Source organism: Streptococcus sp. A25 (assembly GCF_043674095.1).
Classification (GTDB): Bacteria; Bacillota; Bacilli; order Lactobacillales; family Streptococcaceae; genus Streptococcus; species Streptococcus suis_V.
Genome location: NZ_JBIMJO010000014.1, coordinates 37762 through 64553, shown reverse-complemented (window position 1 = coordinate 64553; position 26792 = coordinate 37762). Strand labels below are relative to the sequence as shown.

Genomic DNA, 26792 nt, shown 5'->3' with positions numbered 1-26792 from the left:
AAACTAGCCAATCAAAACATCTTGGACACTAGAAGAGAGGGGAAAATTATATATTATTTTATAAAAGATGAGGAAATTAGAGATTTTTTTAATCAACTAGGATAACAATGGATACTTACGCTGAATTAGCACCTCAACGAATGTTAGAAGCTGTGAGTATTTATCTTGATCAGATTGCTGAACTAACGCAATAACTACTCTACCATTCACTCTACCTTTTGCTAAGGAATATTACAAAAACGTTGATATATAAACGTTTCTAACAGCTAAAATAGACAATACTTAATCTTTACTGATGTGAAATAGGGATTCACTACACGTCAATTGGCGGTAGAAACCTTGATTTTATGCGATTTTTGAAATTATTATTTTCATTACATTGCAGTACAAATCAGTCGAATCACTACCTTTTTTGAAATAAGTTTTTGATTCGGATAAGTAATAAAACCCACTGGCTAATTAAGTCAGTGGTTTTTTGAGTGATTAGGAAGAAGTGAAGTTACGGATTAACAAGATCTATAATAATAATTTCTGGGCGATTAAAGAATCTTGGTACTCGTGTAGATTCTTTGGCCAGACCCCTGCTTACAATAAAATACGACTTTTCAACTTCATATAAACCACCGGCATATTTCGGAAAAAAACCTTGATTAGGCGCAAATACACCATTAACCAAATAAGGCACTCTCCATTGTCCTCCATGCGCATGACCAGATAACACTAAATCAAATCCATACTTTTGATATGTATCAATTAGTTCTGGCCGGTGCGCTAGTAAAACTTGAAAGTCAGTGCTTATTTGCTTCCCTTTTATGTCTTCAAGTTGGTCTAGCAAACTCCCACTAGCATCATACTTTTGAAAATATTCAGGATCATCAATGCCTGAAATAGTGATGGACTGCCCCCTTACATCAACTCTACTACTATTTCCAGATAATACGACCACATTCTGCTGTCGCAGATGTTCTAACATCTGTTCATATCGATTACTCCATATTTCATGATTACCTGACACATAGTAAGTATGATTAAATTTACTTAGCCCGCTCAACAATTCTAGAGTTTTTCTGTCAGAAAGTTCATCATCAAAAATATCTCCACCTAATAAAATGATATCTGGCTCTTCTTTCTCTAATGTTTCCAAGATTTGTATCTGATTTTTACCGTAATTTGATGAGTGTAAGTCAGTAATTAGAGCAAGTCTGATTGGCTGAGATATTTTGGGACTAACAAGCCTGTAATGAGTTACTTGAAGCCGACTGTCAAAACCTAAAGCAAGAAAAATTAGGATACAAATAAAAACAAAGCATCGTGGCTTAATATTTTTTAGTTTTTTCATTATTCGAACTATTTTACCAAATTTCTGTAACGAACAAACATTTTCAAAAGGTTACTCAATAATAATATCAAAATATTTTGTATCAACTTCTTTTGGAGCAACGTAACTAATATTTCGTTTGGCATTGAAAATATCAGATTCTTCCAATGATGTAGAGAGTCCGCTCCAAGGTTCTAATGCGATAAAGGGACTCTGATTTGTAGTTGACCAAATCACTAAATATGGAAAATCATCAAATGCAATCGAAAGAGTCTTCTGATGATTTTTAGATTTCAAAGTTACCTTTCGTGATGCTAATTGATCCAATGTTACGGCATCGTACTCAAACAGTTGATAGGACAAGTCCAAGATCTTTTGATTTTCCAAGAATGGCCGGCGGTCTTGCAGATCAAGTAAGCCAGTTTCTGGAAAACTTCTAGGTACTGTACAAGATTCTACTTTTTCAAATTCTAAATAATAGTCTTCATAACTCTCACCATCCAACAAGGGACAATTAAAACCTGGGTGACCCCCAATAAAGTAAGGTAGCTTTCTATGTCCCTCAAGGTTTTTCACCCGATATTCAGTTCGAATTGTATTGCCAAGTAGTGAGTAGTTAATGGAAAGCTCAAATTCAAAAGGGTAATTTTTTACGGTTTCTTCGTTTGATGAAATAGAAAATTCTAAAGAGTTTTCAGTACTATTTACATTTTTGAACATCATTTTTCTCACAAGTCCATGCCTTGGAATTGTGCCTGTAAATGTCGGTCTTTCTGCAGGTTCATAGATAGCCCAATCATTTCGTAAACTTCCACAAATCGGAAATAGAACTGGTGCTTGACCGCTCCAATAGGTCGGATCGCCTTGCCAAAGATACTCGATACCATCCTTGTCTTTAATAGAAATAATTTGCCCACCTAATTCAGAAAATTGTACTGTTAAGTTCTCGTTTTTTAATTCGAGCATAAAAACTGCCTCCCTTATATGAAAACAAGGATGCTAACTTGAGCTAGGCATCCTTGTATTAGTTTTATTCAACAACCTGTGTTTCTGCTACTTTTTTATACCAATAAGCACTTTTCTTTGGATAACGTTCTTGGGTCTCAAAGTCAACATAGAACAATCCATATCGTTTCTCGTATCCATTTGACCAAGAAAATACATCCATCAAGGACCAGATGAAATAACCTTTAACATTGGCACCATCTGAGATAGCATCTGAAATCACTTCTAAATGCTTTTTCACGTAGTCGATTCGACCATCGTCATAGACTGTACCATCTACAAACTCATCTTTATAGCCTAGGCCGTTTTCAGTGATGTAGATTTTCTTATAGTTTGGATAGTCATTTTTTACACGCATGATTTGATCATAAAGGCCTTGCGGATAGATAATCCAATCCCAGTCCGTTTTTGGAATATCAACTGGAGACTCTCTACGACCGACTCCTTTGATTTGATACTTAGAACTTCCCTTTTCCCCTTTACCATTATGGATAATCTCAGTTTCTCCATCATGAGCTCTCATCCAATCACTCATATAGTAATTGATGCCCAAGAAGTCGTTCAAATCTTTTGCGGCATCTAAGGCAGCGAAGTCTTCATCACGAAGGTCTAATTCTCCACCATTTACTTTCAGAATATGTCGAACGCCTTCAAGCGTTTTTTCAGAATAGTAACCCAAGTATGTAGCATCGAGGATAAATTTATTGTGAATAATATCTTCAAGTTCCGCTGCACGAACATCGTCAGGATTGCTTGGATCATAAGGATATTTCGTTGGCAATGCGTGTACAACACCAATTTCTCCACTATAACCAGCATCCTTGTAGAGCTTAACTGCCTTGGCATGTGAAACCATCATATTGTGGTGAGATTGGAATACCTTAGCTAAGTCATACTGAATCCCTGGTGGGAACTTCCCAACTAGATATTGCCCATCACCAATTGGACCGATTTCATTAAAGGTTGTCCAGTAATTAACTTCAGGGAATTCTTTGAAGCAAAACGCTGCGTAATTGACGAAGTGTTCAATGTTATCTCGGTTTAGAAAGTCACCATTAGAATGCAATGTTTCAGGCGTGTCAAAATGATGAAGCGTTACAAATGGTTCTACGTGACGTTTATGGCATTCCGCAAATAATTTATGGTAATACTCTACTCCCTTTGAATTCACTTCTCCAAAGCCTGTTGGGAAAATACGAGACCACGCAATTGAAATACGAATGCCGTTTACCCCAAATTGTTCACTTAGTTCTAAATCAACTGGATAACGATTATAAAAATCAGAAGCTGGTTCCGCAGTGTACCAGTAATTATCTTCTAGATACTTGTCCCACGCAACACGACCTTTTCCATCCGTCTGTGTAGCACCCTCTGCTTGATATGCAGCAGTTGCCCCACCAAATATAAAATCTTTCGGTAATGTTTTAACCATATGCCTACCTTCTTCTATCAAAAATAAATAAAGGGGTAGGAGTTGGAGATGATAACTCCCTCCCCTTTTGATTAAGAACCTGTATTCACAAGTGAAGTGCTTGTATATAAGAGATAGTTTTTCGCTAATCAAGGCGGTTTTTTGAAGGAATACTGACTGTATTTTGAAAAAAACTAACGATGAGTAGCTGAAAAACTAGCCTTAGATGGAAGTGATGAACCGTGAATATAGGTTTTAAAACTGTTGTTTGACAAAGTCAAGAGCACCTTGACCATCACGTGTGAGTTTAATGTATTGAGCCCCTTCAGTTTTGGCAAGTTTAATACCCAATGCATCGGTTTCTTGTTTAATGTCATCGTAGTTTGATGCTACTTGAGGTGCAAGGATGACTAATTGATACTCTGGCAAAATCTCACGGTGTGCCCCATAGCTTCCTGCTGTAGCTGTAACTGGAACACCATATTCTTTTGCAGCTTTAGTTAGAGCGTTGGCAAGCAATCCACTTGTACCACCTCCTGCACAAAGTACCAAAACATTTGTTTGTTCAGAAATTTCGGTGTCGACTGCAGCTTTTTCAAGGATAGCATCCGCCTTGGCTGTATTGAAGTTAGCTGCCACTTTCTCTTTCAAGCTATTTTCAACTTTCCCTGATTGTTCTTCAGCGAGAATCTGCTCATCGTAAACTTTCAAGAATGGATAATAGATAAGTACATCGACAACTACCAATAAGATAGCTAGTGCAAAGGCAAGTGGAGCAAAGTTTGTTCCCATTACAATCCCCAATGGTCCTGGAGTTGTCCATGGCAAGTTAACGCTGAAACTGTTCATTTTAAGCGTATCAACAAAGAATTTGAAAATCCATACGTTAGCAATTGGAGCTAAGATGAATGGAACAAAGAATACTGGGTTGAGTACAAGTGGTGCACCGAACAAGATCGGTTCGTTTACACCAAAGAAAGTTGGAACAACTGAAGCACGTCCAATTGCTTTATTTCGTTTAGACTTAGTCAACCACATAAACATGAATGGCACAACCAAGGTAGCACCTGTACCACCCATTGTCACAATAAACATTTGAGTACCTGAAGTCAGGATTTTGTCCGCATGTTGACCCGCCTGTAGAAGCTGGAAGTTGGTTTCAATATTGGCATAAGTAATGGCTGCAATTGCTGGTTCCACAATAGATGGACCATGAATCCCTACAAACCAGAACAAAGCATAGGCACCAAAGATAATTGTAATACCAACATAACCATCTGCGGCTGTAAACAGAGGCTCAAATAATTTCAGAATCGCCTCAGCAACGTTTGTTCCAAGGAATTGACGTGTAACAAGATCAATTCCATACAAGGCAAATATAGACAATGCATATGGAATCACATCTTTAAATGCCTGGGATACGTTCGGTGGAACTTCATCTGGCATACGAATGGTGACATTGTTTTTCACACAGACCTTATAGATATTAACCGTAATGAAGGCTGCTAGAAAGGCTGTCAAAAGTCCCTTAGTTCCCATGTAACCATTGGCAAATCCACCTTCAATACCATCAGAAGCCAGTAATAAGAAACCTGAAATTGAGGCAATCATGGTTGCAATGAAGTTAATCTGATTGGTTTTTGGCAATTGACGGTTAAACGCATCTGTCAAAGATTTTGCAGTCGTTCCTGCAACTAAGACAGCTACAATACCCATTGTATAACCGTAAGGTTTCATGATAGCCGCAACTACTTCATCAGACCAAGAAAATCCAAAGATATTAGGCACGAAAGCCACCAATAGGAAGATACTTGAGAACAAGATAACCGGCATAGCTGCGATAAAACCATCACGGATAGCCCTTAAATAAGGGTTTCTCGAAATCTTTTCAAAGAAAGGCTTCCCTTTCTCAATGAATTCAATCAATTTATTCATTATTTATCACCTCGTTTGTACAGTTCAATCATATGACTCATCATATCTTTCAATAATAATGTGGTCATGAGATGGTCTTGACCATGCATGAGCGTCACACTAAAGGCTAAATCCTCACCAGCCGCTTCTTTCTGCAACAAACTTGTCTGAGCATGGTGGGCTTCAACAATACAAGCATTGGCAGCTTCAACTAGTTCTTCTGCTTTTGCGTAATCGCCTTTTTGAGCAGCAGCCAGTGCCTCCATCAAACGAGAACGAGCATCGCCAGCGAATGCAACAATCTCAAAACCTAATAAAGTAATTTCTTCTCTGTTCATAATATGAACCTCCTTTTAAAATTGAATTGATTTACAATAACCGTTGAATATGTAATACAATATAGAACCTTTCACTATCATTTACTGGCTCATCAACTAATGATGTAATCATCTCAAAAATCTGACTTCCAACCTGATGGGCTCTTGGATTCTGGAGCTTGATGTACTGTTCCAGACTAGCAATCGATTCATTTGACTGATGGGATCTATCTAAGTAATTCAGAAAATAGGACAAATGAATCATAAAGCGATCATAAAAATTGCTATTTTCTTTAGAGCGTTTAATCCCATTTTCTATCAAAATTTGTTCAACCTCAGCAATAATTTTCTTACTGATGTCATGTTCTTCACTTGTGGGATGAATCGTTTCACCCTTTGCATTGATTAAGTGAAGTGCAATTTTACCAATCTCATCATTTGGAAAATCATTTAGCAACTTTTCACGAAACATAGCTAAGGCTTCACGCGCCATTTTATATTCCAATGGATATTCGGCTGAAATATTGGGTAGCTTACTTTCTTGATAAGTATTCTTTAAAACCGCCTGATAGGCACAATAGATATGATCTGTCAGTGTCACATAGAGATATTCTTGTACAGGGTAATGATACGTTGCTACAAGATGATTGATAACCGTGTAGGTTGCTGAAATAAAATCTAAGGGAATATCTTTTAATAAGGTTAGAAAATTTTCTTTGGCTTCATCATTTTTTAGCGAAAAGATATTTTCTATCTTATCCTTAACAATTAAATCCCCTTTCTTCTTTTGAAAGGTTATACCTAATCCCATCACGACTGCCTGTTCCCCATGTTCATTTTTCACCAGTGCAGCGTTATTATTTAGTGACTGTATAATCCTAAACATAAATCCCTCCTATATTTTTAAGCAAAAAAAGACTACAAACAAACCGAGAATATTCTACTCTCAAATCCATTTGTAGTCTTGCCTAATCGAATTAGTTACAATCCACTCTATTCTTGCTGATGAGATTATTATAGCATATTCTCAGAAAATGTAAACCCTTTCTTTTAAGAAAATGGTTATTTTTTCAATTATTTTTCTAGCCAAGAAGTTGCTGTTTGAGACAAGACTGCATCAAGTCCCTCAATATTTTCACGACCAACAGTACGTAACCATTCACGTGCAGCTTCTTCACCTTGTTCAATATAGACTGGCACAACACCTGCCCATGTTGCACGACCACAGAGAACACCGTTAAATTTAGCACCTGCTTCATGTGCAAACACCAAAGTATCTTGGAAAAGCTTAGCAGAAACACCTGCACTTAGATAAATGTATGGCAAATGAGTTGATGCTTCTTGTTGATGGAAATATTCAGCTGCTTCTTCTTTTGTATAGACGACTTCCCCTGTTCCAAAGCCTTCTACAAAATTCATGTTTACAGGTACTTCTACCTTGAGAACATCTACTCCAAAACGTTCATCCGAAAAGACTTTCATGGCTTCATTTACTTTTCGAGGTTTGACTTTTGCAAATTCCACACTAGTATTGTCCTCAATCGTTTCATCATAGCTCAAAATTTCCAAGAAGAATGGTAAACCTTCAGCCTGACATTCTGAACCCAAGCGTTCAATATAGGCATGTTTTTGAAGGTTGACATATGGATCACCATCAACGTCATAGTAGAGTAGAAACTTAATCGCATCTGCCCCTTCTTCTTTTAGTCGTTTTACAGACCACTCTACTAGGCAATCTGGTAATCGACTAGTAGAGCTGGTATCATAGCCAGTTTTTTCATAAGCCAAAAGCAAACCGCACTGTTCGTCACGGGCGCGTGATGCTGGCAAACCAAATTCAGGGTCTAACAGAATTGAGGAAGAAAACTGTGTTAATTCTTCTGAAACTAGTTTCTTTAGTTCTTCCATCTGCTCCACAGTAGGTTCTTCTGTCTGATGTTTTGCCATCATTTTTTTCAGGGCTCCACGTTGGTCAAAAGCTAAAGCTGAAATAATACCTGCTTCATTGCTTACCTTTTCCATGTATTTTCTTTTGTCTGCTGTTACTACCATATTATACCTCTTCGACTTCGATTTGAGAATACAACGATTCTGCATTATCTAAATTGACGTAACCTGTCTGTTCTTCCTGGGCATTTAACATGCCTAAAACATTAGCATTTTTTAATAATTCTGCATCAGGTAAAGCATGTACCAAACCTGCTGCAATACCTGCAACAGTTGAATCTCCTGATCCTACTGGATTGACGACTTTGATTTTTGGAATTCTGACACGATAGAACTTGTCATTGTGCTTAGCAAAAGCCCCCTTTGCTCCTAATGAGACGACTATCCACTCAATTCCTTGAAAAAGTTGACCAGACAAAACTGATTTCAACTCTTGAGTATCATCAGTAACTTCTTTACCAATCAGTTGTGATAACTCCTCTGTATTCGGCTTAATAACTGTCGGCTTCTGCTGGCTTTCTAAAACGTTTTTCAGCGCCTCGCCAGAACAATCCAGAACAACAGCTACACCGAATTTTTTACAAAGTTCTACAATCTCAACATAATAATTGCTAGCAAGTCCCTTAGGCAAACTTCCTGAAATGACAACTACATCTACGTTGTTCAGAATAATTTCGAGGTGTTCGATAAAATTCAAGGCTTCATGTTCTTGAATAGTTGGGCCTTGTTCTAAAATCTCCGTCTGTTTGCCATCATGAAGAACCGCAATACAGTTACGTGTTTCGCTCCCAATTTCCACAAAGGAGTTTTTAATAGCATTTCGAGTTAGTTGTTTCTTGACATAGCTTCCAATCTCACCGCCAATAAAGCCTGTTGCTACAACATCTTCACCGATTTGTTTCAAAACTCGTGTGACATTGAGCCCCTTGCCTCCAGCTGTTTTTTGAACTTTTTCTACTCGATTGACCGTATCCAAATAAAAGGTATCCAAGTGATAGGCAATATCAACTGACGGATTTAAAGTGATTGTCAAAATCATGTGAGCCTCCTAGTCGTGGTATTCTCCACGATCCCACTTTTCAAGAAATTCAGTAAAGAACTCTGGATTAGCCTGCTCTTGATTGAGCGTTTCAACTGCAGCAATCTTTTCAATCAAACGTTTGTTTGCTTCAGTTGGCTTATATTCTGCTTTAATGAAGGCTTCAATGATGTCGCACATGAGCAACTCACCTGTAATCTTTCCTCCAAAACCAATGACGTTGGCATTTAACTCTTCCTTAGCGTAAAGTGCGGAGGTCATATCACGAACCAGGGCTGATCGAACGCCAGGTACCTTGTTTACAGCATTGTTGATTCCAACACCTGTTCCACAAATACAAATACCCAAATCTGCTTGCCCGCTCACTACTGCTTCACCAACTTTTTTACCAAAGATTGGGTAATGAGTACGAACATTGTCATAAGTCCCAAAGTCCAACACTTCATATCCTTGATTTTTCAAATAATCTACCACAGCAATTTTTTCATAGGTTACAATGTGGTCACAACCGATTGCAATTTTCATCTCTTATTCTCCTTTGATTACAACAATTAGCACATTTTATTTAGCATATCGACACGAATTTGGTGACGGCCACCATCATACTCACCTTCAACAAATCCTTTAACGATATTTTTAGCAATGCCTTCTCCTACAATCTCACTACCAATTGTAATAATACGCGAATTGTTGTGTCCTCTTGTCATATAGGCAGAGCGTTCGTCTGAAACTTCTGCAGCGATCATGCCTTTGACTTTAGTTGCGGTCATAAATGGACCAACACCATAAGCATCAATCACAATGCCAAGATTTCCTTCCTCTTGATTAACTTCTGCAACTACTGCCAAAGTTGTATCAACAAAATCACTTCCATCACTGACATCTTTAAAGTCATATGATTTTTCTAGCAAATAATCTTTAATAACGTCTTTTAGTTTTGAACCCGCTGGATCAGCACCGATAATGATTGTCATAACCTATCTCCTAACAAAAATAGAAAGTTGTAGCCATATTTGGCAGAAAATCTTTGTTTTGCAAAACTTAGAAAAGCGTTTTCGCTTTTTATGTTTAAATTATACAACCAAATAAACATAAAGTCAACATATTTTGTTTTATTTTTGTTTATTTTTTTCGTGTGCAAACAAAAAACCAACATTTTGCTGTTGGTTTTGATAACTTTATGATTTTGTAGTGATAATTTCGATGTGATTACTTAATAATTGGTAATTTTCATCCTTTGCATTCATATCGGTCACAAGGGCAGTTACATCATTCAAATCACAAAAAGAAGTAAAATCATCTTTTCCAATTTTCGAGGCATCTAGCAGAAGATATTTTTCTAAAGAATGTTTAATGGCAATATTTTGCGTATAGGCTTCGGCTAGGGTAGAGGTCATGACATCAGTTCCCTTAAGTCCGTTACCTGAAAAGAAAATCTTGCTGAATCGCATTTTTTCTAAGCTTGTATTGGTAATTTCTCCTACAAAAGATTCTGTCACTTGACGATATTCTCCCCCCAAGAGAAAGACTTGAAACTCCTCGGTCTTCTTTTGAGATAGGATGGTAAAAACAGGCATACAGTTGGTGATGACCGTTAAGCGAGGATTTTTAATGGCCTCAGCCAGAAAGGCCACTGTTGTTCCTGGACCTAAAAATACCGTGTCTCCATCTTCTATCAGTTGTGCAGCCCTTTCTGCTATCTCTTGCTTGGCTTCCTTATTCTGAATGTGTTTCTCAGAATGGGAATATTCCCGATATTGAAAAGCCTTATTACTTCTAGCACCGCCGTGAATTTTTGTTAAGACACCTTGCTCTTCCAATTCAATAAAATCACGTCGAACAGTCATATCAGTAACATTTAGCAATTCAACAATCTCAGAAATTCGAACTGTGCCTTTTTTGTTTACCAATCGTGTAATTTCTTCTAGTCGTTCTCGTTTATTCATGTTTAATCCTTTGTTGTTTTTTTACATTATATCAAAAATAAACAAGAATATATTGGAATTTTGAACATTTCAAACCACCCATTCGATAATATAATGCGAATTACTGTTCCTAGAAGAATTATCAATTAGAAAATTAACTACTTTTTAAACTCCCTCAACCGTTCCTGTCCAAACTTCATCATCTCTTCCTCTACCTTACTCCATTTTCCAAAGAGACACTCTTGTAACACTTCTGCTACGGAACCTTCATCTGATTCAGAATCATATATACAAGTTCTATCTCTTTGGTAAATTTGAATTCGTTCAAAGAGTTTCTCACTTTCTAACTCCCTCAAGTTATCCACCAAGTTCTCTACAATCCCATCATGGTGTTCTTTTGGTGTTGCTCTGGCCTGATTGGAATCGATGGCATAAAGTTCTTCGTAACGAATCAAGGTGCTGAGATAAGAAAGCTCTGGTTTGGTACCAATTACAGCTAAAGAAACTTGGTAACCTTTAGAACGGAGTAATTGAGCAGTCTGACGAGGAACTTGAGTGGTACGCAAAGTCCCTTCAATCAGCAAATGATAACCCTGCGTGCTGAGTTCGTCAACCAACTGTTCTACCATTTTTCCTGCAAATCCCTTGGTATAGTCCACGCTGTCCTTGCCATACTCTTCTTGCAGGGCTAAGTAGTTGGGATGCTGAGAACGGCAGCTATCACCATCAATGATAATGATATTACCTTGAAATTCCTTTTGCATGATACGATGAATAGTCGTCTTACCAGCCCCGCTTTGTCCTCCAAGCAAAATAGCTTTCGATCGATCTGGAATCATCTTTCCTCGGGTTAAAGCCCGAATGGTTCGCTGTAAAGCCTTCTGAAAGTCAGCCTCACTAAATTCTTCCAATCTCATTAAGCCACCACCCGATGATGCACCATCTCTAACATCCGCTCAATACCATCTAAATAACCATTGTAACGCTCGATTTCATCGAAGGTATCGACAAGGTAAATTTTCGTATTGATCAATTCAGCCAAGTCATCACTCATCAAAATCCAAGGATTCGCTTCATCATCAAAAGCAATCTCTTGACTATCCTGATATCTATAAAGCTGTGATAAAATGGCTGCTCCTCGTTCTTTTATCACTTCTACTTTTAAAGTCAGATGGTAATCTTCAACAGGTGTTAACATCTTGTCCTCCCCTACAATATCGACATAAGAGATGTTAAATTTCTGACAAATGCGGTCGATAAGCTCTGTTGATACGGTGCTGGTGCCATTTTCATAGCGACTCAGGCTATTGCGTGAAATCCCCACCATTTTCGCAAATTCTGGTTGTGTTAAATCGTGTGTATGGCGTAGTGATTTTATATTGTCTCCAATCATAGCCTTTCCCCCTATTCTTAGTTTTATTGTAACACAAAACGCACCAAATTTGGTGCGTTATTAATCGGTTTTTTCACAAAATAGCTCTCGTGCTCTTTTTAAACCTACTTAGGCCTAAAACTCCTCCATCTCCACAAAGGAGGCAAGAATAATCTCTTCCACATGGTCCACTGAAAGAGTCACAAAAACATTTCCATCCAAGCGACCATGCAACACAGCCTGCTCGCTCATTTCTCTCACCAAATCTTGGACTGGGATACCTACTTCAGGCAAGGTCATCGGAATTTCCATCTCATTTTTGAAGAAATGGTAGGTTTTCTCAATAGCCTGTCTAGCCAATTCTTCATCTGAACCTTCTGTCAGTCCCCAAACATTGCGGGCATAAGTTGCAAATTTCGCATGTGTCGTCGGATCAGTATCAACACAGAATTTCATCCAGCGCGGTGTCAAGACAGCCAAACCAATACCGTGCGTAATATCATAATAGGCCGACAATTCATGCTCGATAGCATGGCAAGTCCAGCCGCCTGCACGTCCACTAGCAACCAAGCCATTCAAAGCCAGGGTCGAGGTCCAAAGCAAGTTGGCACGCGCCTCATAATTTTCTGGTTCTGCAAGAGCCACCGGACCATGTTTGATGGCCGTCTTCAACAAGCCCTCTGCAATGCTATCCTGAACATCCACTCCAACTGTGCGATTAAAATATTGCTCAAAAAGATGGCTCATCATATCCGCCGTACCAGCTGCCGTCTGCCATTTTGAAACCGTGTAAGTCAAGGTCGGATCTAAGAAAGAGGCCCGCGGAATGAGCTCCCAGCCACCTGTACCCAATTTTTCATTGGTCTCCATATTGGAAATCACAGCCCCACGGTTCATTTCTGTACCAGTTGCCGCCAGCGTCAGAATATCTACAATCGGAACTGCCTGGCCAATCAGGCGAGGATTTTTGACCAAATCCCAGGCATCACCATCGTAATAAGCTGCCGCAGCCATAACCTTACTGGCATCAACGACTGAACCGCCACCGACAGCCAAAAGCATGTCTAGGCTATTTTCGCGAATCAACCTTCCACCTTCACGGACTGAATCTATCCGCGGATTGGGCTCGACACCTGCCAGCTCCACCCACTCAAAATCATTGTCCTTCAGCAAGGCCGTAACCTTATCATAGAGACCAGAGCGTTTAATGGAGCCACCACCGTAGACCAAAAGTACCTTCTTGCCGAATTGTTCCAAGACCTCTGGCAATTCAGCTAAGCGGTCACGTCCGAAACGGATGTCTGTCGGAATCTGTAAACGAAAATTATTCATCATGTCTCCTTTCAACGACGAGAAATGTATAAATTAGTGAAAACGCTACACTCTTAGTATATCATTCTTGGCTCCAAAAATCAGCTGCTGTAGATAGGAAAGCAAAAAGAGGCCAAGACCTCTTTCCTATCCCTTACCTAAGCATCCGCTGGTGGGTAGATATAGCTAACCGTACCTGCCCCGGTAGTCGTCGGGTTAAACCATCCACGGTAGTTTCCAATGGACATATTACCATTAAAATTCGATTCCATCACCTGAATGGTCCCGTCTGCTGCTACGTCTGTCACATAAGCCACATGTCCATAGCCACCATCTGTCCATACGATAACGGCACCTACCTGAGGAGTTGTCCCAACCGTATAGCCCTGAGCCGCAGCACTTGCTGCCCAATCACCTCCATTGCCCCAATAGTTACCTACCCATGGCGCTAGCTCCTTTACACCCCAGGTACATTGGCCGACTGGATAGGTGTTGGCAGTATAATTGGTCGTTACAGCGGAACTATAGGTCGTAGAGGCTGTAGAGACCGTCTCCGAAATGACAGCGCTACTGCTATCAGCCACTCCAAATGATTGGTAGATTGGAGCTGGATGTTCTCCCAGATAGCGCGGACCATAGGAATCAGAGGTATCTGCACTTGCCAAGGATTGTCCCAGCATGGCCATACCTGCAACTAAGCTTGCAGCGATTCCCAATTTCAACTTCTTGTTTGCAAAAAATGTATTCATTTCAATACTTCCTTTCTTCTAGAACCTATATTCCCAAGCGGAACACATTTATATAAAAAATAAAGCTGCCGAGCTATAAAGGTGGGTTCTGATATTACCCTATCTATCCTAAGGCAGAAAGCTTGAAGAAGCCTTAAATAAATATGACAACTGTTACAGCTGACTCACAAGCAGATGACAAACATGTTATAATGGAAAAAATGATTGGAGGAAAGTTTATGAAACATATAATCTTGATTCACGGAACCTGGTGCGATGGAGCTGTCTGGGGAGAATTTGCCACAAAATTAGAAAAAATGGGCATCATTGTTCACACGCCTAGCCTGCGCTACCACGACTTACCCTATGAGCAAGTGATGGAAAAGGTTGGTGCCGTCAGCCTGACCGACTACGCTGATGATTTGGTTGCCCTGGTCGAAAGTCTGGAAGAGCCTCCTCTACTACTAGGGCATTCCCTGGGCTGTCTCTTGGCACAAATGGTCGCCGAGCGCACAGAAATCGCCGGCATGATTCTCATGGGACCTGCCCCTACTGCCGACATCTTTGCCCTCTATCCAACCATGATTCGTTGTTTCATCCGCCACTTCCTGCGCTGGGGCTTCTGGAAAAAGCCCATGCCACCATACAAGGATGAGTTTTTCACCTATTGCCTCAACGTCCAGGACCCTAGCCTCAAGGAGGATATCTTCAAGACCCTGGTTCCTGAATCCGGCAAGGTTTACACTCAGATGGCCTTTCCTTTCTTTGACAAAAGCAGAGCAGGCTATGTGGATTTCAGCAAGATTTCGGGTCCAGTCCTGGTCATCACGGGAAGCGAGGACAAGATGACCGTATCCGCCATCGCCAGAAAAACAGCTCAGAACTACGCCGAATCAGTGCTCGTATCCCTAACAGGAGCCGACCACATGTACGAATCCGGCAAATTCCAAGACAAAACCCTCTCTGTTATCCGCGCCTGGTTGACCGAGAAGAATTTCATCTGATTCCCCACACCAATTGCGCTTAGGTTTCTCAAAAATATAGTAGATTATTTGATGGTTTTAAAGTATAATAAGCTAGTACGTAAAATCAGAAAGTTCCGCAAGCATGAAGCAATCTATCAAATCAAACATCCGAAAACGAAAAATACAAAGACCCCTATGGAAAAAATTAGCCATTGGACTCCTGGTCCCCCTATTGGCCCTGGGACTTTGGTACTCTGTCAGTCTGGCCAATTACTATCTCCAAGCACATCTGACAGAAAGATTTCCCCAGCATGTGCAAGAAATTTACTTCATTCTCTTCGCCCTGCTCTATAGTGGCCTTGTTCTGATCCTGTCTTTCTCGCTCTGGCTCTGGTGGAAAGTCATTTTTGACGAAAAATTCACCTGGTGGAAACCAGCTTCCTTACTGGTCGTCTGGCTACCCGTCTTTCCAGTCTTCTACCTTGTTAAACAAGAGGCCAGACTGATTATCCCAAAGTCTCCACAGGTCATTTCCCACCGGGCCCTCAACGGTCCTAGCGCAGTTGAAAATAGTCTCGAGGCCTTCCAAATTTCCAGCAAAAGCAAGTTTGACTACATTGAAATTGACATCTGGGAAACAGCAGATTTGGAATATGTGGTCTTTCACGACCCTAATCTATCCGGCTGGACAGGGCTCCACTATCGGCCACACGACCTGCCCTTAAGTACTCTAACCAACATTAGCTTGACCGATCAAGAGGGGCATACAGCCCATATCGCCAGCTTTGATCAGATTCTGACAGAGGCCGAAAAGTCTGGTCAAAAGCTCCTGATTGATTTCAAAACTTCTGAGCTAGACAGTCCACAGATTGTAGAAAACTTTCTAGGAAAATACCAACAGCGGTTAGAGCAAGGCCAGCATCAACTACAAACAGCTGACCAAGAATTTATGAAGAGAGTCCTCAGCCACTCACCTAAATTTGAAACAGTCTTGATTATGAATTCCATCCTTGAGGAGCAATTTCCAGGTCTGACTGGATTCAGCGTCCCTTTGAGCGACCTGTCTCCCGAATTACATGATTACATCAAAGCCTCCAAGAAATTTCTCTATGTCTGGACAGTCAATGATGAAGCTGGCGTGACCCAGGCAGATGATTTAGCGGTTGATGGCATCATTTCAGACTTTCCTGGCAAGACCCAAGACCAACTAAACCACACCTTGGTGTATTCTAAGTACAAGGATTATTATCACAAGCAATTGGAGAACCTTCTCATCTTTCCAAGCTTAAAATAAAGACAGCATAGTAGCAATCAGGTGGATACCATCTGGTTGTTTTTTTTTGAACAGGTTACACAAAAAGAGAAGACCAGACGGTCTTCCCTTAAAGATTATTATTCAGTTACAGCTTCAAGGTCTGCTTCTGCTGCAAGTTCTTCAGCTACTGTGTCTTCAATGATTTCAACTTCATTAATGGCTTGTGGTTCAAGATTACGGTAGCGGGCCATACCTGTACCTGCTGGGATAATCTTACCGATGATAACGTTCTCTTTAAGACCGAGAAGGTTGTCACGTTTACCACGAATAGCTGCATCTGTAAGAACGCGAGTTGTTTCTTGGAAGGATGCGGCAGACAAGAATGAGTTGGTTTCAAGGGACGCTTTTGTGATACCCATAAGAACTGGACGAGCTGTTGCCGGAATACCACCTGCAATAACCACGTCAGCATTGGCATCTGTAAAGTCTGTGATATCCATGAGGGTACCCATGAGAAGATCTGTGTCACCTGGATCCATGACACGAACTTTACGAAGCATTTGACGAACCATTACCTCAATGTGCTTGTCGCCGATTTCTACACCCTGGCTACGGTAAACTTTTTGAACTTCAGAAAGAAGGTAAGTTTCAACCGCCAAGACATCACGGACTTCAAGTAAGCGTTTCGGTTGGATAGAACCTTCAGTAAGAGCTGCACCACGCGCTACTTGGTCACCGACTTCAACCTTCATACGGGCTGTAAATGGCACCACGTATTCGCCTTCGCCAGTTTTACCCTTAACAAAGACTTTCTTTGTACGAGTAGAGGCATCTTCTTCAATGGCGATAACTTCACCTTTGACCTCAGTGATAACCGCTTCCCCTTTCGGATTGCGGGCTTCAAAGATCTCTTGGACACGAGGAAGACCCTGCGTGATATCGCTATTTGAGGCTACACCACCCGTGTGGAAGGTACGCATTGTCAACTGTGTACCAGGCTCACCGATAGATTGAGCTGCAATCGTACCAACTGCTTCACCCACTTCAACCGCATCACCTGTTGCCAAGTTGATACCGTAACAATGACGGCAGACACCGTGGCGAGTATTACATGTAAATACGCTACGGATGGTTACTTGTTCAACACCTACATTAACAATTTCACGGGCAATATCTTCGGTAATCAATTGGTTTGGACCAATGATGACTGCACCAGTTTCAGGGTGTTTAACAGTTTTCTTAGTGTAACGACCTTGGAGACGCTCTTCCAGTGGCTCAATCATTTCCTTACCGTCTGTGATAGAACGGATGTCAAGACCACGGTCAGTTCCACAGTCGTCTTCACGGATAATAACATCTTGGGCAACGTCAACCAAACGACGTGTCAGATAACCTGAGTCGGCTGTCTTCAAGGCCGTATCCGTCATACCCTTACGGGCACCGTGAGTGGAGAAGAACATCTCGAGTACAGAGAGACCTTCACGGAAGTTAGACAAGATTGGCAATTCCATGATACGTCCGTTCGGAGCTGACATGAGTCCACGCATACCGGCCAGCTGAGAGAAGTTGGAAATGTTACCACGGGCACCAGAGTCCATCATCATAACGATAGGGTTCTTCGGATCCTGTTTTTCAACCAAGCGTTTTTCCAATTTTTCCTTAGCAGAACGCCATTCATCTGTAACAGCTGTGTAGCGCTCATCCTCGGTGATCATACCACGACGGAATTGTTTCTTGATTTGTTCCACACGTTCGTGAGATTCTTCAATGATTTCAGCCTTGTTGTCGATAACTGGGATATCGGCAATACCCACTGTCAAACCAGCGAGTGTTGAGTGATAGTAACCTAAGTCTTTCAAACGGTCAAGTAGGGCTGATGTTTCAGTTGTACGGAAACGCTTGAAGATTTCAGCGATGATGTTCCCAAGATTTTTCTTCTTGAATGGTGGGTTGATTGGCAATTCTGCAATAGCAGCCTTGATATCTGAACCTGGTTCCAAGAAGTATTTATCAGGAGTTCCTTCTGTCAAGTTAGCGTTGTTTGGCTCTTGTAAGTATGGAAGACCTTCTGGCATAATCGCGTTGAACAAGATTTTTCCGACAGTTGTCATCATGACCTTGTGTTTTTGATTATCTTTCCAAGGTTTGTCAAGGCTATCTGTTGCGATACCAACACGGGTATGCAAGTGAACATAGCCATTGCGGTAAGCCATAACAGCCTCATCCGCATCCTTGAAGACCATACCTTCACCTTCACGACCAGCATCTTCCATGGTCAAGTAGTAGTTACCCAAAACCATATCCTGAGATGGTGTTACGACTGGTTTACCATCTTTAGGGTTAAGGATGTGTTCTGCCGCGAGCATAAGGATACGTGCTTCTGCTTGTGCTTCTTCTGACAATGGAACGTGAATCGCCATCTGGTCACCGTCGAAGTCGGCGTTATAAGCTTCACAGACAAGCGGGTGCAAACGAAGGGCTTTACCGTCAATCAGAACTGGCTCAAAAGCCTGGATACCCAAACGGTGAAGGGTAGGTGCGCGGTTCAAAAGAACTGGGTGTTCTTTGATCACTTCTTCCAAGATATCCCAAATACGGTCATCACCACGCTCAATCAAACGTTTTGCAGCTTTTACGTTGCCAGCAATATCACGGGCAACGATTTCACGCATGACAAACGGTTTGAAGAGCTCGATTGCCATTTCACGTGGCACACCACATTGGTACATTTTCAATGTTGGACCGACAGCGATAACGGAACGTCCTGAGAAGTCAACACGCTTACCCAGCAAGTTTTGACGGAAACGCCCTTGCTTACCTTTGAGCATGTGGCTGAGTGATTTGAGCGGACGGCTACCTGGTCCTGTAATTGGACGACCACGGCGACCGTTGTCAATCAAAGCATCCACAGCTTCTTGCAACATCCGTTTTTCGTTTTGTACGATGATACCTGGAGCGTTAAGTTCCAAGAGACGAGCCAAACGGTTGTTACGGTTGATTACACGGCGGTAGAGTTCGTTCAAGTCAGATGCGGCAAAACGACCACCATCCAACTGAACCATCGGACGCAAATCTGGTGGAATAACAGGAAGGATGTTGAGAATCATCCACTCAGGCTTGTTCCCAGATTTGTAGAAGGCATCGAGTACATCCAAGCGACGAACTGCTTTAATCCGTTTTTGCCCAGTTGCAGTTTTTAACTCTTCTTTAAGAGCTGCGATTTCTTTTGGAAGATCTACCTGCTTCAAGAGGTCTTGAATAGCTTCTGCCCCCATTTTGGCAACGAATGAACCATAGCCGAATTCACGCAAACGCTCGCGGTATTCGCGCTCTGTCATGATAGACTTGTGCTCAAGCGGTGTATCTTTCGGATCAATCACCACATAAGCTGCGAAGTAAATAACTTCTTCAAGCGCACGTGGGCTCATATCCAAGGTCAAGCCCATACGGCTTGGAATACCTTTGAAATACCAGATGTGTGAGATTGGAGCTTTCAACTCAATATGGCCCATACGCTCACGGCGGACTTTTGCACGAGTTACTTCCACACCACAACGGTCACAAGTGATCCCTTTATAACGGATACGCTTGTATTTACCACATGAACACTCCCAGTCTTTTGTTGGACCAAAGATCACTTCATCAAAAAGTCCATCACGTTCTGGTTTTAGTGTACGATAGTTGATTGTTTCAGGTTTTTTAACCTCACCGTAAGACCATGAACGAACCTTACTTGGTGAAGCTAACGTGATTTGCATACTTTTAAATCGATTTACGTCAACCACTAATAATCCCTTTCTTTTCTTGTGAGAGGTGGATGAGTCACACCTCGGATTCTTGAATAACCGACAAAGTTGCTAGACTGACTAGCACCAGACAGACTAGGCGATCCCAGTTGATACAAAATCAAGCAAGGACCTCCCCCTAGTCTCCTATCTGATTATTCTTTGTCTTCTGCTTCTTCTGCTGCAAAGGCTGCCGCTGCGTCAGCTGCTGCTTTTGCACGTGCTTTTTCAAGATCATCTACGTGGATGATATCATCATCTTCACCTTCATCAAGGTCACGCAATTCTACTTCGTTATCATCTTCATCAAGGACACGCATATCCAAACCAAGTGATTGCAATTCTTTGACAAGAACGCGGAATGATTCTGGAACACCTGGTTTTGGAATTGGTTTACCTTTTGTGATGGCTTCATAGGCTTTCAGACGACCTGTCACATCATCTGACTTGTAGGTCAAGATTTCTTGTAGGACGTTTGAAGCACCGTAGGCTTCAAGGGCCCAAACCTCCATCTCACCGAAACGCTGACCACCAAACTGAGCCTTACCTCCGAGTGGCTGTTGGGTAACGAGTGAGTATGGTCCGACTGACCGGGCATGAAGTTTATCATCAACCATGTGGTGAAGCTTGATCATGTACATGACACCGACAGATACACGGTTATCAAATGGCTCACCGGTACGTCCATCGTAAAGAATGGTCTTGGCATCTGAATCCATACCCGCTTCTTTAACGGTTGACCAAAGATCTTCTGAACTTGCACCATCGAAAACTGGTGTTGCAATATGGATACCCAAGTTACGAGCCGCCATACCCAAGTGGAGTTCCATAACCTGACCGATGTTCATACGAGATGGCACCCCGAGTGGGTTCAACATGATATCAACTGGCGTTCCATCTGGAAGATATGGCATATCTTCAACCGGTACAATACGTGAAACGACACCCTTGTTACCGTGACGACCGGCCATCTTATCTCCGACCTTGATCTTACGTTTTTGAGCGATGTAGACACGAACCAGCATGTTAACACCTGATTGCAATTCATCACCGTTGGCACGGGTAAAGATTTTCACATCACGAACGACACCATCGGCACCGTGTGGTACACGAAGAGAGGTGTCACGCACTTCACGTGACTTATCACCAAAGATTGCGTGCAAGAGACGCTCTTCAGCAGAAAGATCTTTTTCACCTTTTGGTGTGACTTTACCAACAAGGATATCACCTTCTTTAACTTCCGCACCGATACGTATGATACCCATTTCATCCAACTGACGAAGGGCATCCTCACCAACGTTTGGAATTTCGCGTGTGATTTCTTCAGGGCCTAACTTGGTATCGCGGGTTTCTGATTCGTATTCTTCCAAGTGAACAGATGTATAGACATCTTCTTTCACCAGACGCTCAGACATGATAACCGCATCCTCGAAGTTATAACCTTCCCACGTCATGTAGGCAACGATTGGGTTTTGACCGAGGGCCATTTCCCCACGTTCCATAGAAGGACCATCTGCGATAAAGTCGCCTTTTTCAACGACATCGCCTACTTTTACAAGGGTACGTTGGTTATAGGCTGTACCAGAGTTTGAACGGCGGAATTTTTGAATGCTATAAACATCCAAGGAACCATCTTCACGGCGTACTTCTACCTTGTCCGCATCTGCATAAGTTACCTTACCATCATGTTGAGCAATAACTGCCGCACCTGAGTCATGAGCAGCCTGATACTCCATACCAGTACCAACGTAAGGTGCTTTTGGATCAATCAATGGAACAGCCTGACGTTGCATGTTGGCACCCATGAGGGCACGGTTGGAGTCATCGTTTTCCAAGAAAGGAATACATGCTGTCGCAACAGCAACTACCTGTTTCGGTGAAACGTCCATGAAGTCCGCTGAATCTGCTGGGAACTCTTGGTTATTACCTTGGTGACGTCCCATAACGATTTTATCAACGAAACGGTTGTTTTCATCAAGTGGTGATGTTGATTGGGCTACGATGTAGGCATCTTCTTCATCTGCTGTCAACCAAACGATTTCGTTGGTAACAGTACCAGTTGCACGGTCGATCTTGCGGTATGGTGTTTGGATGAAACCATACTTGTTGAGGTGACCATAAGAAGACAAGTTGTTGATCAAACCGATGTTTGGTCCCTCAGGCGTTTCAATCGGACACATACGGCCATAGTGAGTGTAGTGAACATCTCGAACCTCATAACCAGCGCGGTCACGGGTCAAACCACCAGGTCCCAAGGCTGACAAACGGCGTTTGTGAGACAACTCGGAAAGTGGGTTGTGTTGGTCCATGAACTGTGACAACTGAGATGAACCAAAGAATTCTTTGATTGCAGCTGTAACAGGGCGGATATTGATGATTTGTTGTGGCGTCAATACTTCATTGTCTTGAACAGACATACGCTCACGCAAGTTACGTTCCATACGCGTCAAACCGATACGTACTTGGTTGGCAAGCAATTCACCAACGGCACGAATACGACGGTTACCCAAGTGGTCAATATCATCTACACGACCAAGACCTTCAGCCAAGTTGAGGAAGTAGCTCATCTCTGCCAAGATATCCGCAGGTGTTACTGTACGTACGTTTTCCGCCGGATTAGCATTACCAATCACAGTGACTACACGATCTGGATCTTTTGGTGCCACAATCTTGAATTTCTGCAAAAGAACTGGCTCAAGAAGAACAGCGTTGTCATTTGGAATGTATTCAACAAGGTTGAGTTCGTCGAATTGAGCTTCTACTTTTTCAAGCACATCACGGCTCAAGACTGTACCTGCTTCCAAGACGATTTCGCCTGTCTCACCGTTAATCACATGCTCAGCAAGTGTTTGGTTGAGCAAACGAGTACGGAGGTTGAGTTTTTTATTAATCTTGTAACGACCAACAGGTGCTAGGTCGTAACGACGTGGGTCAAAGAAACGAGCTGTCAAAAGGCTACGAGAGCTTTCAGCTGTCTTTGGTTCTCCTGGACGAAGACGCTCATAGATTTCCTTGAGGGCTTCATCTGTACGTGAATCCGCTGGATTTTTATGAATATCTTTCTCAATAGTGTTGCGTACCAATTCGCTATCACCAAAAATATCGAAGATTTCATCATCACCTGAGAAACCAAGAGCACGCACAAGCGTTGTGAACGGAATCTTACGCGTACGGTCGATACGAGTATAGGCAATATCCTTAGAATCAGTTTCCAATTCTAACCAAGCTCCACGGTTAGGGATAACCGTTGAACCATAACCTACTTTACCGTTCTTATCTACCTTGTCATTAAAGTAAACACCCGGTGAACGCACCAACTGAGAAACGATAATCCGCTCTGCACCGTTGATGATGAAGGTACCCATTTCAGTCATGATTGGGAATTCTCCAAAGAAAACTTCCTGGGTCTTGATTTCACCCGTTTCCTTGTTGACCAAGCGGAATGTCACATAGATAGGCGCAGAATAGTTGGCATCGTGCGAACGTGCCTCTTCCAAAGTGTATTTTGGAGTCTTCAATTCGTAGCCAACAAATTCCAATTCCATGGTATCTGTGAAGTTTGATACTGGAAGTACATCTTCAAAGACTTCCTTCAAACCAGAATCCAAGAAATCTTTGAAAGAATCTGTCTGGATTTCGATCAAATTTGGTAAATCAAGAACTTCCTTGATTCTTGAAAAACTACGACGGGTACGGTGCTTACCGTACTGAACTTCATGTCCTGCCAAAAGTTTTCTCCTTTGTAATAAGATACTAAGCCGTAAGCAACTCAAAGAAAAATAGGAAACACGACGACGGAGGCAAGCCTCCGAGGAGGTGTTTATCTTTTTTCACAGAGTTGTAAGCGAGTTCAATTATCAGCCAATAAGCTGGCTCCATTCATCCTTTTTCTGAATATTTAGAATCTTTAAGAATACATTACAATTCCTAAAAATCCATCAAATAGACACAAAAAGAGCAGCTAAATCTTCCTTTGAAAAGTGTGATTTAACTGCTGCAAGTCTTGTTTGGACAAGATTTCAAACAAGACAGACGACAAATTATTTATAAGATTATAACACAAGACCGCTTGAAAATCAAGGATTATCTTCTTCACCAGAGTCCGAGCTTGGTTCGGAATCTTCGTCATTATTATTTGCTGAGGATGATGAGCTCGAACTGCTAGAAGAACCTGTCCTGCTGTTACTGCTTGAGGAGGTCGTCCTACGCTGCTGGTTGCCAAACAAACTATTCCAAGCTGTCTGATAATCAGCCTCTGTTCCACCTAACATAAATCGATAGTTGGTCACCGGCGCCCCATTTTTGGCCCAATAACTAGTCGTAGTAGCACCTGATACGTTAATCGTACGGCCATTGACCTGCACACTACCTGGCCGTTGCCCAGTAGAGGTGACTACATTAGATGCAATCACACTATCATCCAGTGTAAATCGTCCAGAGAATAATTCCGGTGCCACTTGATAGATGGCATTGGACAAATAAGCAACATAGTGAGAATTGCTATTATAGCTTGCAAAAACATCCAAACTTGTATTATCATCATAGCCTGCCCAGGAGCCCAAGGTAACCTGAGGGGTCGAAAGCATGAGCCAAGCATCTCCAGCGTAATTACTCGTACCAGTCTTGCCAGCTATATCTGTATTGGCCAATACTTGAGGGTTGATAGCCCTGATACGGTTTGCATAGGTTGTGGTCAAGCCAGAGGAAATAACCCCCTTGAGCAGGTTCATCATGATACTCGAAGTTGCCTTAGAGTAAACCTGAACAGGTGCCGCCTGGTGCTGGTAAACAACTGTCCCATCAGCCTTCTTGATATTCTCAACCAGATAATGCTTGTTGTAGACGCCGCCGTTTGCCAAGGTTTGATAGGCGTTGGTATTGGTAGCTACAGAAACATCAATCCCTCCTCCGAGAGGCAGACTTTCAATGTCATACATCGGAATGTGGTAATCCATCTTCTCCATATAGGACTTGACATCCACACCAGACTGTTGCAGCAGCTTATAGGTCCAGAAGACAGGTATATTGACCGAGCGATTGAGAGCAGTCTGCAAATCAATCATACCTGAACCTCGGTTATTGACGTTCATGATTTGCTCGCCACTGGAGAAACGAGCTGGGTAATCTGAGAAGATACTAGCCGATCCGATTAGGCCCTGGTCCATAGCAATACCGTAGGCCAAAATAGGCTTAATAGTTGATGCAGGAGAACGAACAGTATCGAAAGCATGATTGTTCTTGTTCTGTGAAAAATCACGGCCACCAACAAAGCCAAGCACTGCACCTGTCTTGTTATCTAGCAAGACCGAACCGGTCTCTACAACTCCGTTTCCTTCATCCAGCAAGTAGCCATTGTCACGCGCTACAGCATTCATGGCATTGTGAATGGCAGGATTGACCGTAGAAGTGACGGTATAGCCCCCTTGGCTAATTTCTTGGGCAGCAAGCTCTCTGTATTCCTGAACGGTCTCATCATTTTTCAGCTTGGCATCTGAAACCTTATCCCGCTCCACCAGATAATCATACATGACGTCAATGGCTTCATCCAGAACAGCATAGTATAGGAAATCCTTGGTATCCTCTGTTACCGGACTAGGAGGAAGGAAGTCCTGGCGAATATCATAATCCTTATAGGTCTCGTACTCTTCCTTGGTCAGAAATTCTGCTCGGTACATATTATAGAGTACATCTTGGTGTCGAGCCAGGCCGTAAGACATATACTCATCCGACTTGAGACTACCGTCTGCCGCATAGGGCGAGTAGACAATGGGACTCTGTGGCAAACCAGCAATAAAGGCCGCCTGAGGAACCGTTAATTCCTTGGTTGATTTTCCGAAAATTCCCCGCGCCGCTTCTTCTACACCGGCAATATTCTTGCCCTGATTATTTCGACCAAAAGGCGAGACATTGAGATAAGTAGTCAAAATATCTTCCTTGGACATGTCCCGCTCCAGAGCCAAGGCGGTGATAATTTCATTGGCCTTACGTGTAAAAGTCGGAGCGTCGCCAACAATCTGCTGCTTAATCAACTGCTGAGTAATAGTCGAACCACCGCTGGAAGAACCAAAACCAACCGAGCCCAGAGCCGCACGCAATACCGCCTTAGGCACAACACCATTGTGGCTCTCAAAGGTGACATCCTCCGTAGCAATCACGGCCTGCTTTATATAGTCAGAAATATCTGCATTTTCAATAGGGCTCCGCAACAAGTCTGAATTGATATCTGCTACAGGAGAACCATCCGAAAAGACAATATGAGAATTTCTACTGATATTGGCGATATTGGCCAGCAGCTCTTCCTTACTAGGCGCCTCTACTTGGTCAAATAGGCTAAAGACATAGCCAACTCCAACCCCGGCACCCAGACTGCCCAAGACTAGGAAAATGACCGCCAAATAATCCACCAATAATTTGATGCTTCTTAACAAGATGCCCAATCCATTGGTCAGGCTAAAAGAAGCCATCATTGTTTTGAATTTAGAATGTTTCGTCGTCATAGT

General features: G+C 42.1%; 20 protein-coding genes and 1 pseudogene. 3 read left to right on the top strand and 18 right to left on the bottom strand.

The window, feature by feature from the left end; genetic code table 11:
• Nucleotides 1-105 (top strand): annotated as a pseudogene (gene cadX / locus ACHBID_RS07565) (Cd(II)/Zn(II)-sensing metalloregulatory transcriptional regulator CadX); the annotation flags it as partial.
• A gap of 394 nt (nucleotides 106-499) precedes the next feature.
• Here cadX and ACHBID_RS07560 read toward each other — a convergent pair.
• The 15 genes from ACHBID_RS07560 to ACHBID_RS07490 all read right to left on the bottom strand — a co-directional run bounded on the left by ACHBID_RS07560 (nucleotide 500) and on the right by ACHBID_RS07490 (nucleotide 14308).
• Nucleotides 500-1339, bottom strand: a complete 840-nt coding sequence (locus ACHBID_RS07560; RefSeq protein ID WP_394731942.1) for a metallophosphoesterase — start codon at nucleotides 1337-1339, stop codon at nucleotides 500-502.
• 51 nt (nucleotides 1340-1390) lie between these two features.
• On the bottom strand, nucleotides 1391-2284 hold the full coding sequence (locus ACHBID_RS07555) for an aldose 1-epimerase family protein (protein WP_394731943.1): 894 nt from the start codon (nucleotides 2282-2284) through the stop codon (nucleotides 1391-1393).
• 64 nt (nucleotides 2285-2348) lie between these two features.
• Nucleotides 2349-3755 carry a 6-phospho-beta-galactosidase gene (gene lacG / locus ACHBID_RS07550; protein ID WP_394731944.1) on the bottom strand — a complete coding sequence of 469 codons (1407 nt, stop codon included), beginning with the start codon at nucleotides 3753-3755 and terminating at the stop codon, nucleotides 2349-2351.
• A 234-nt stretch (nucleotides 3756-3989) separates the two neighbouring features.
• Nucleotides 3990-5669: a lactose-specific PTS transporter subunit EIIC gene (locus tag ACHBID_RS07545; protein ID WP_394731945.1), complete on the bottom strand. Its 1680-nt coding sequence runs from the start codon at nucleotides 5667-5669 to the stop codon at nucleotides 3990-3992.
• On the bottom strand, nucleotides 5669-5986 hold the full coding sequence (locus tag ACHBID_RS07540; protein WP_003048451.1) for a PTS lactose/cellobiose transporter subunit IIA: 318 nt from the start codon (nucleotides 5984-5986) through the stop codon (nucleotides 5669-5671). The genes ACHBID_RS07545 and ACHBID_RS07540 overlap by 1 nt, the downstream gene beginning before the upstream one ends.
• Nucleotides 5987-6017: 31 nt before the next feature.
• On the bottom strand, nucleotides 6018-6851 hold the full coding sequence (locus tag ACHBID_RS07535; RefSeq protein ID WP_105160992.1) for a PRD domain-containing protein: 834 nt from the start codon (nucleotides 6849-6851) through the stop codon (nucleotides 6018-6020).
• Between the two features lie 188 nt (nucleotides 6852-7039).
• Nucleotides 7040-8017 (bottom strand): tagatose-bisphosphate aldolase, encoded by a 978-nt coding sequence (gene lacD, locus ACHBID_RS07530; protein WP_394731946.1) that lies wholly within the window; start codon nucleotides 8015-8017, stop codon nucleotides 7040-7042.
• A gap of 1 nt (nucleotide 8018) precedes the next feature.
• The gene (locus ACHBID_RS07525) at nucleotides 8019-8951 is read right to left on the bottom strand and encodes a tagatose-6-phosphate kinase (RefSeq protein WP_394731947.1); all 933 of its coding nucleotides are present in this window, start codon (nucleotides 8949-8951) and stop codon (nucleotides 8019-8021) included.
• Between the two features lie 9 nt (nucleotides 8952-8960).
• A complete protein-coding gene (lacB, locus tag ACHBID_RS07520; protein WP_024408802.1) occupies nucleotides 8961-9476 on the bottom strand; it encodes a galactose-6-phosphate isomerase subunit LacB in 516 nt (171 codons plus the stop codon).
• 26 nt (nucleotides 9477-9502) lie between these two features.
• Complete coding sequence (gene lacA, locus ACHBID_RS07515; protein WP_002941127.1) at nucleotides 9503-9925, bottom strand: galactose-6-phosphate isomerase subunit LacA; 423 nt, start codon at nucleotides 9923-9925, stop codon at nucleotides 9503-9505.
• Between the two features lie 204 nt (nucleotides 9926-10129).
• Nucleotides 10130-10897: a DeoR/GlpR family DNA-binding transcription regulator gene (locus ACHBID_RS07510; RefSeq protein WP_024401359.1), complete on the bottom strand. Its 768-nt coding sequence runs from the start codon at nucleotides 10895-10897 to the stop codon at nucleotides 10130-10132.
• A 137-nt stretch (nucleotides 10898-11034) separates the two neighbouring features.
• Complete coding sequence (gene pezT / locus ACHBID_RS07505; RefSeq protein ID WP_394731948.1) at nucleotides 11035-11793, bottom strand: type II toxin-antitoxin system toxin PezT; 759 nt, start codon at nucleotides 11791-11793, stop codon at nucleotides 11035-11037.
• Nucleotides 11793-12269 (bottom strand): type II toxin-antitoxin system antitoxin PezA, encoded by a 477-nt coding sequence (gene pezA, locus ACHBID_RS07500; protein WP_105123017.1) that lies wholly within the window; start codon nucleotides 12267-12269, stop codon nucleotides 11793-11795. Before pezA ends, pezT begins: the two co-directional genes overlap by 1 nt.
• A gap of 114 nt (nucleotides 12270-12383) precedes the next feature.
• Nucleotides 12384-13580 (bottom strand): iron-containing alcohol dehydrogenase, encoded by a 1197-nt coding sequence (locus ACHBID_RS07495; protein WP_105123018.1) that lies wholly within the window; start codon nucleotides 13578-13580, stop codon nucleotides 12384-12386.
• Nucleotides 13581-13717: 137 nt separating this feature from the next.
• Entirely contained in the window at nucleotides 13718-14308 is a 591-nt protein-coding gene (locus ACHBID_RS07490) for a CHAP domain-containing protein (protein ID WP_105123019.1), read from the bottom strand.
• Between the two features lie 218 nt (nucleotides 14309-14526).
• On the opposite strand from ACHBID_RS07490, the gene ACHBID_RS07485 reads away from it, so the two are divergent.
• On the top strand, nucleotides 14527-15291 hold the full coding sequence (locus ACHBID_RS07485) for an alpha/beta fold hydrolase (RefSeq protein WP_105111134.1): 765 nt from the start codon (nucleotides 14527-14529) through the stop codon (nucleotides 15289-15291).
• Nucleotides 15292-15394: 103 nt separating this feature from the next.
• A complete protein-coding gene (locus ACHBID_RS07480) occupies nucleotides 15395-16546 on the top strand; it encodes a glycerophosphodiester phosphodiesterase family protein (RefSeq protein WP_172068324.1) in 1152 nt (383 codons plus the stop codon).
• Between the two features lie 98 nt (nucleotides 16547-16644).
• Here ACHBID_RS07480 and rpoC read toward each other — a convergent pair whose 3' ends face one another.
• From rpoC to pbp1b, 3 genes are all read right to left on the bottom strand, one after another.
• Nucleotides 16645-20292, bottom strand: coding sequence for a DNA-directed RNA polymerase subunit beta' (gene rpoC, locus ACHBID_RS07475; RefSeq protein ID WP_394731949.1), 3648 nt, complete (start codon nucleotides 20290-20292; stop codon nucleotides 16645-16647).
• A gap of 155 nt (nucleotides 20293-20447) precedes the next feature.
• Complete coding sequence (gene rpoB, locus ACHBID_RS07470; protein WP_125266193.1) at nucleotides 20448-24020, bottom strand: DNA-directed RNA polymerase subunit beta; 3573 nt, start codon at nucleotides 24018-24020, stop codon at nucleotides 20448-20450.
• 348 nt (nucleotides 24021-24368) lie between these two features.
• The gene (gene pbp1b / locus ACHBID_RS07465) at nucleotides 24369-26789 is read right to left on the bottom strand and encodes a penicillin-binding protein PBP1B (protein ID WP_105161003.1); all 2421 of its coding nucleotides are present in this window, start codon (nucleotides 26787-26789) and stop codon (nucleotides 24369-24371) included.
• Nucleotides 26790-26792 lie beyond the last annotated feature (3 nt).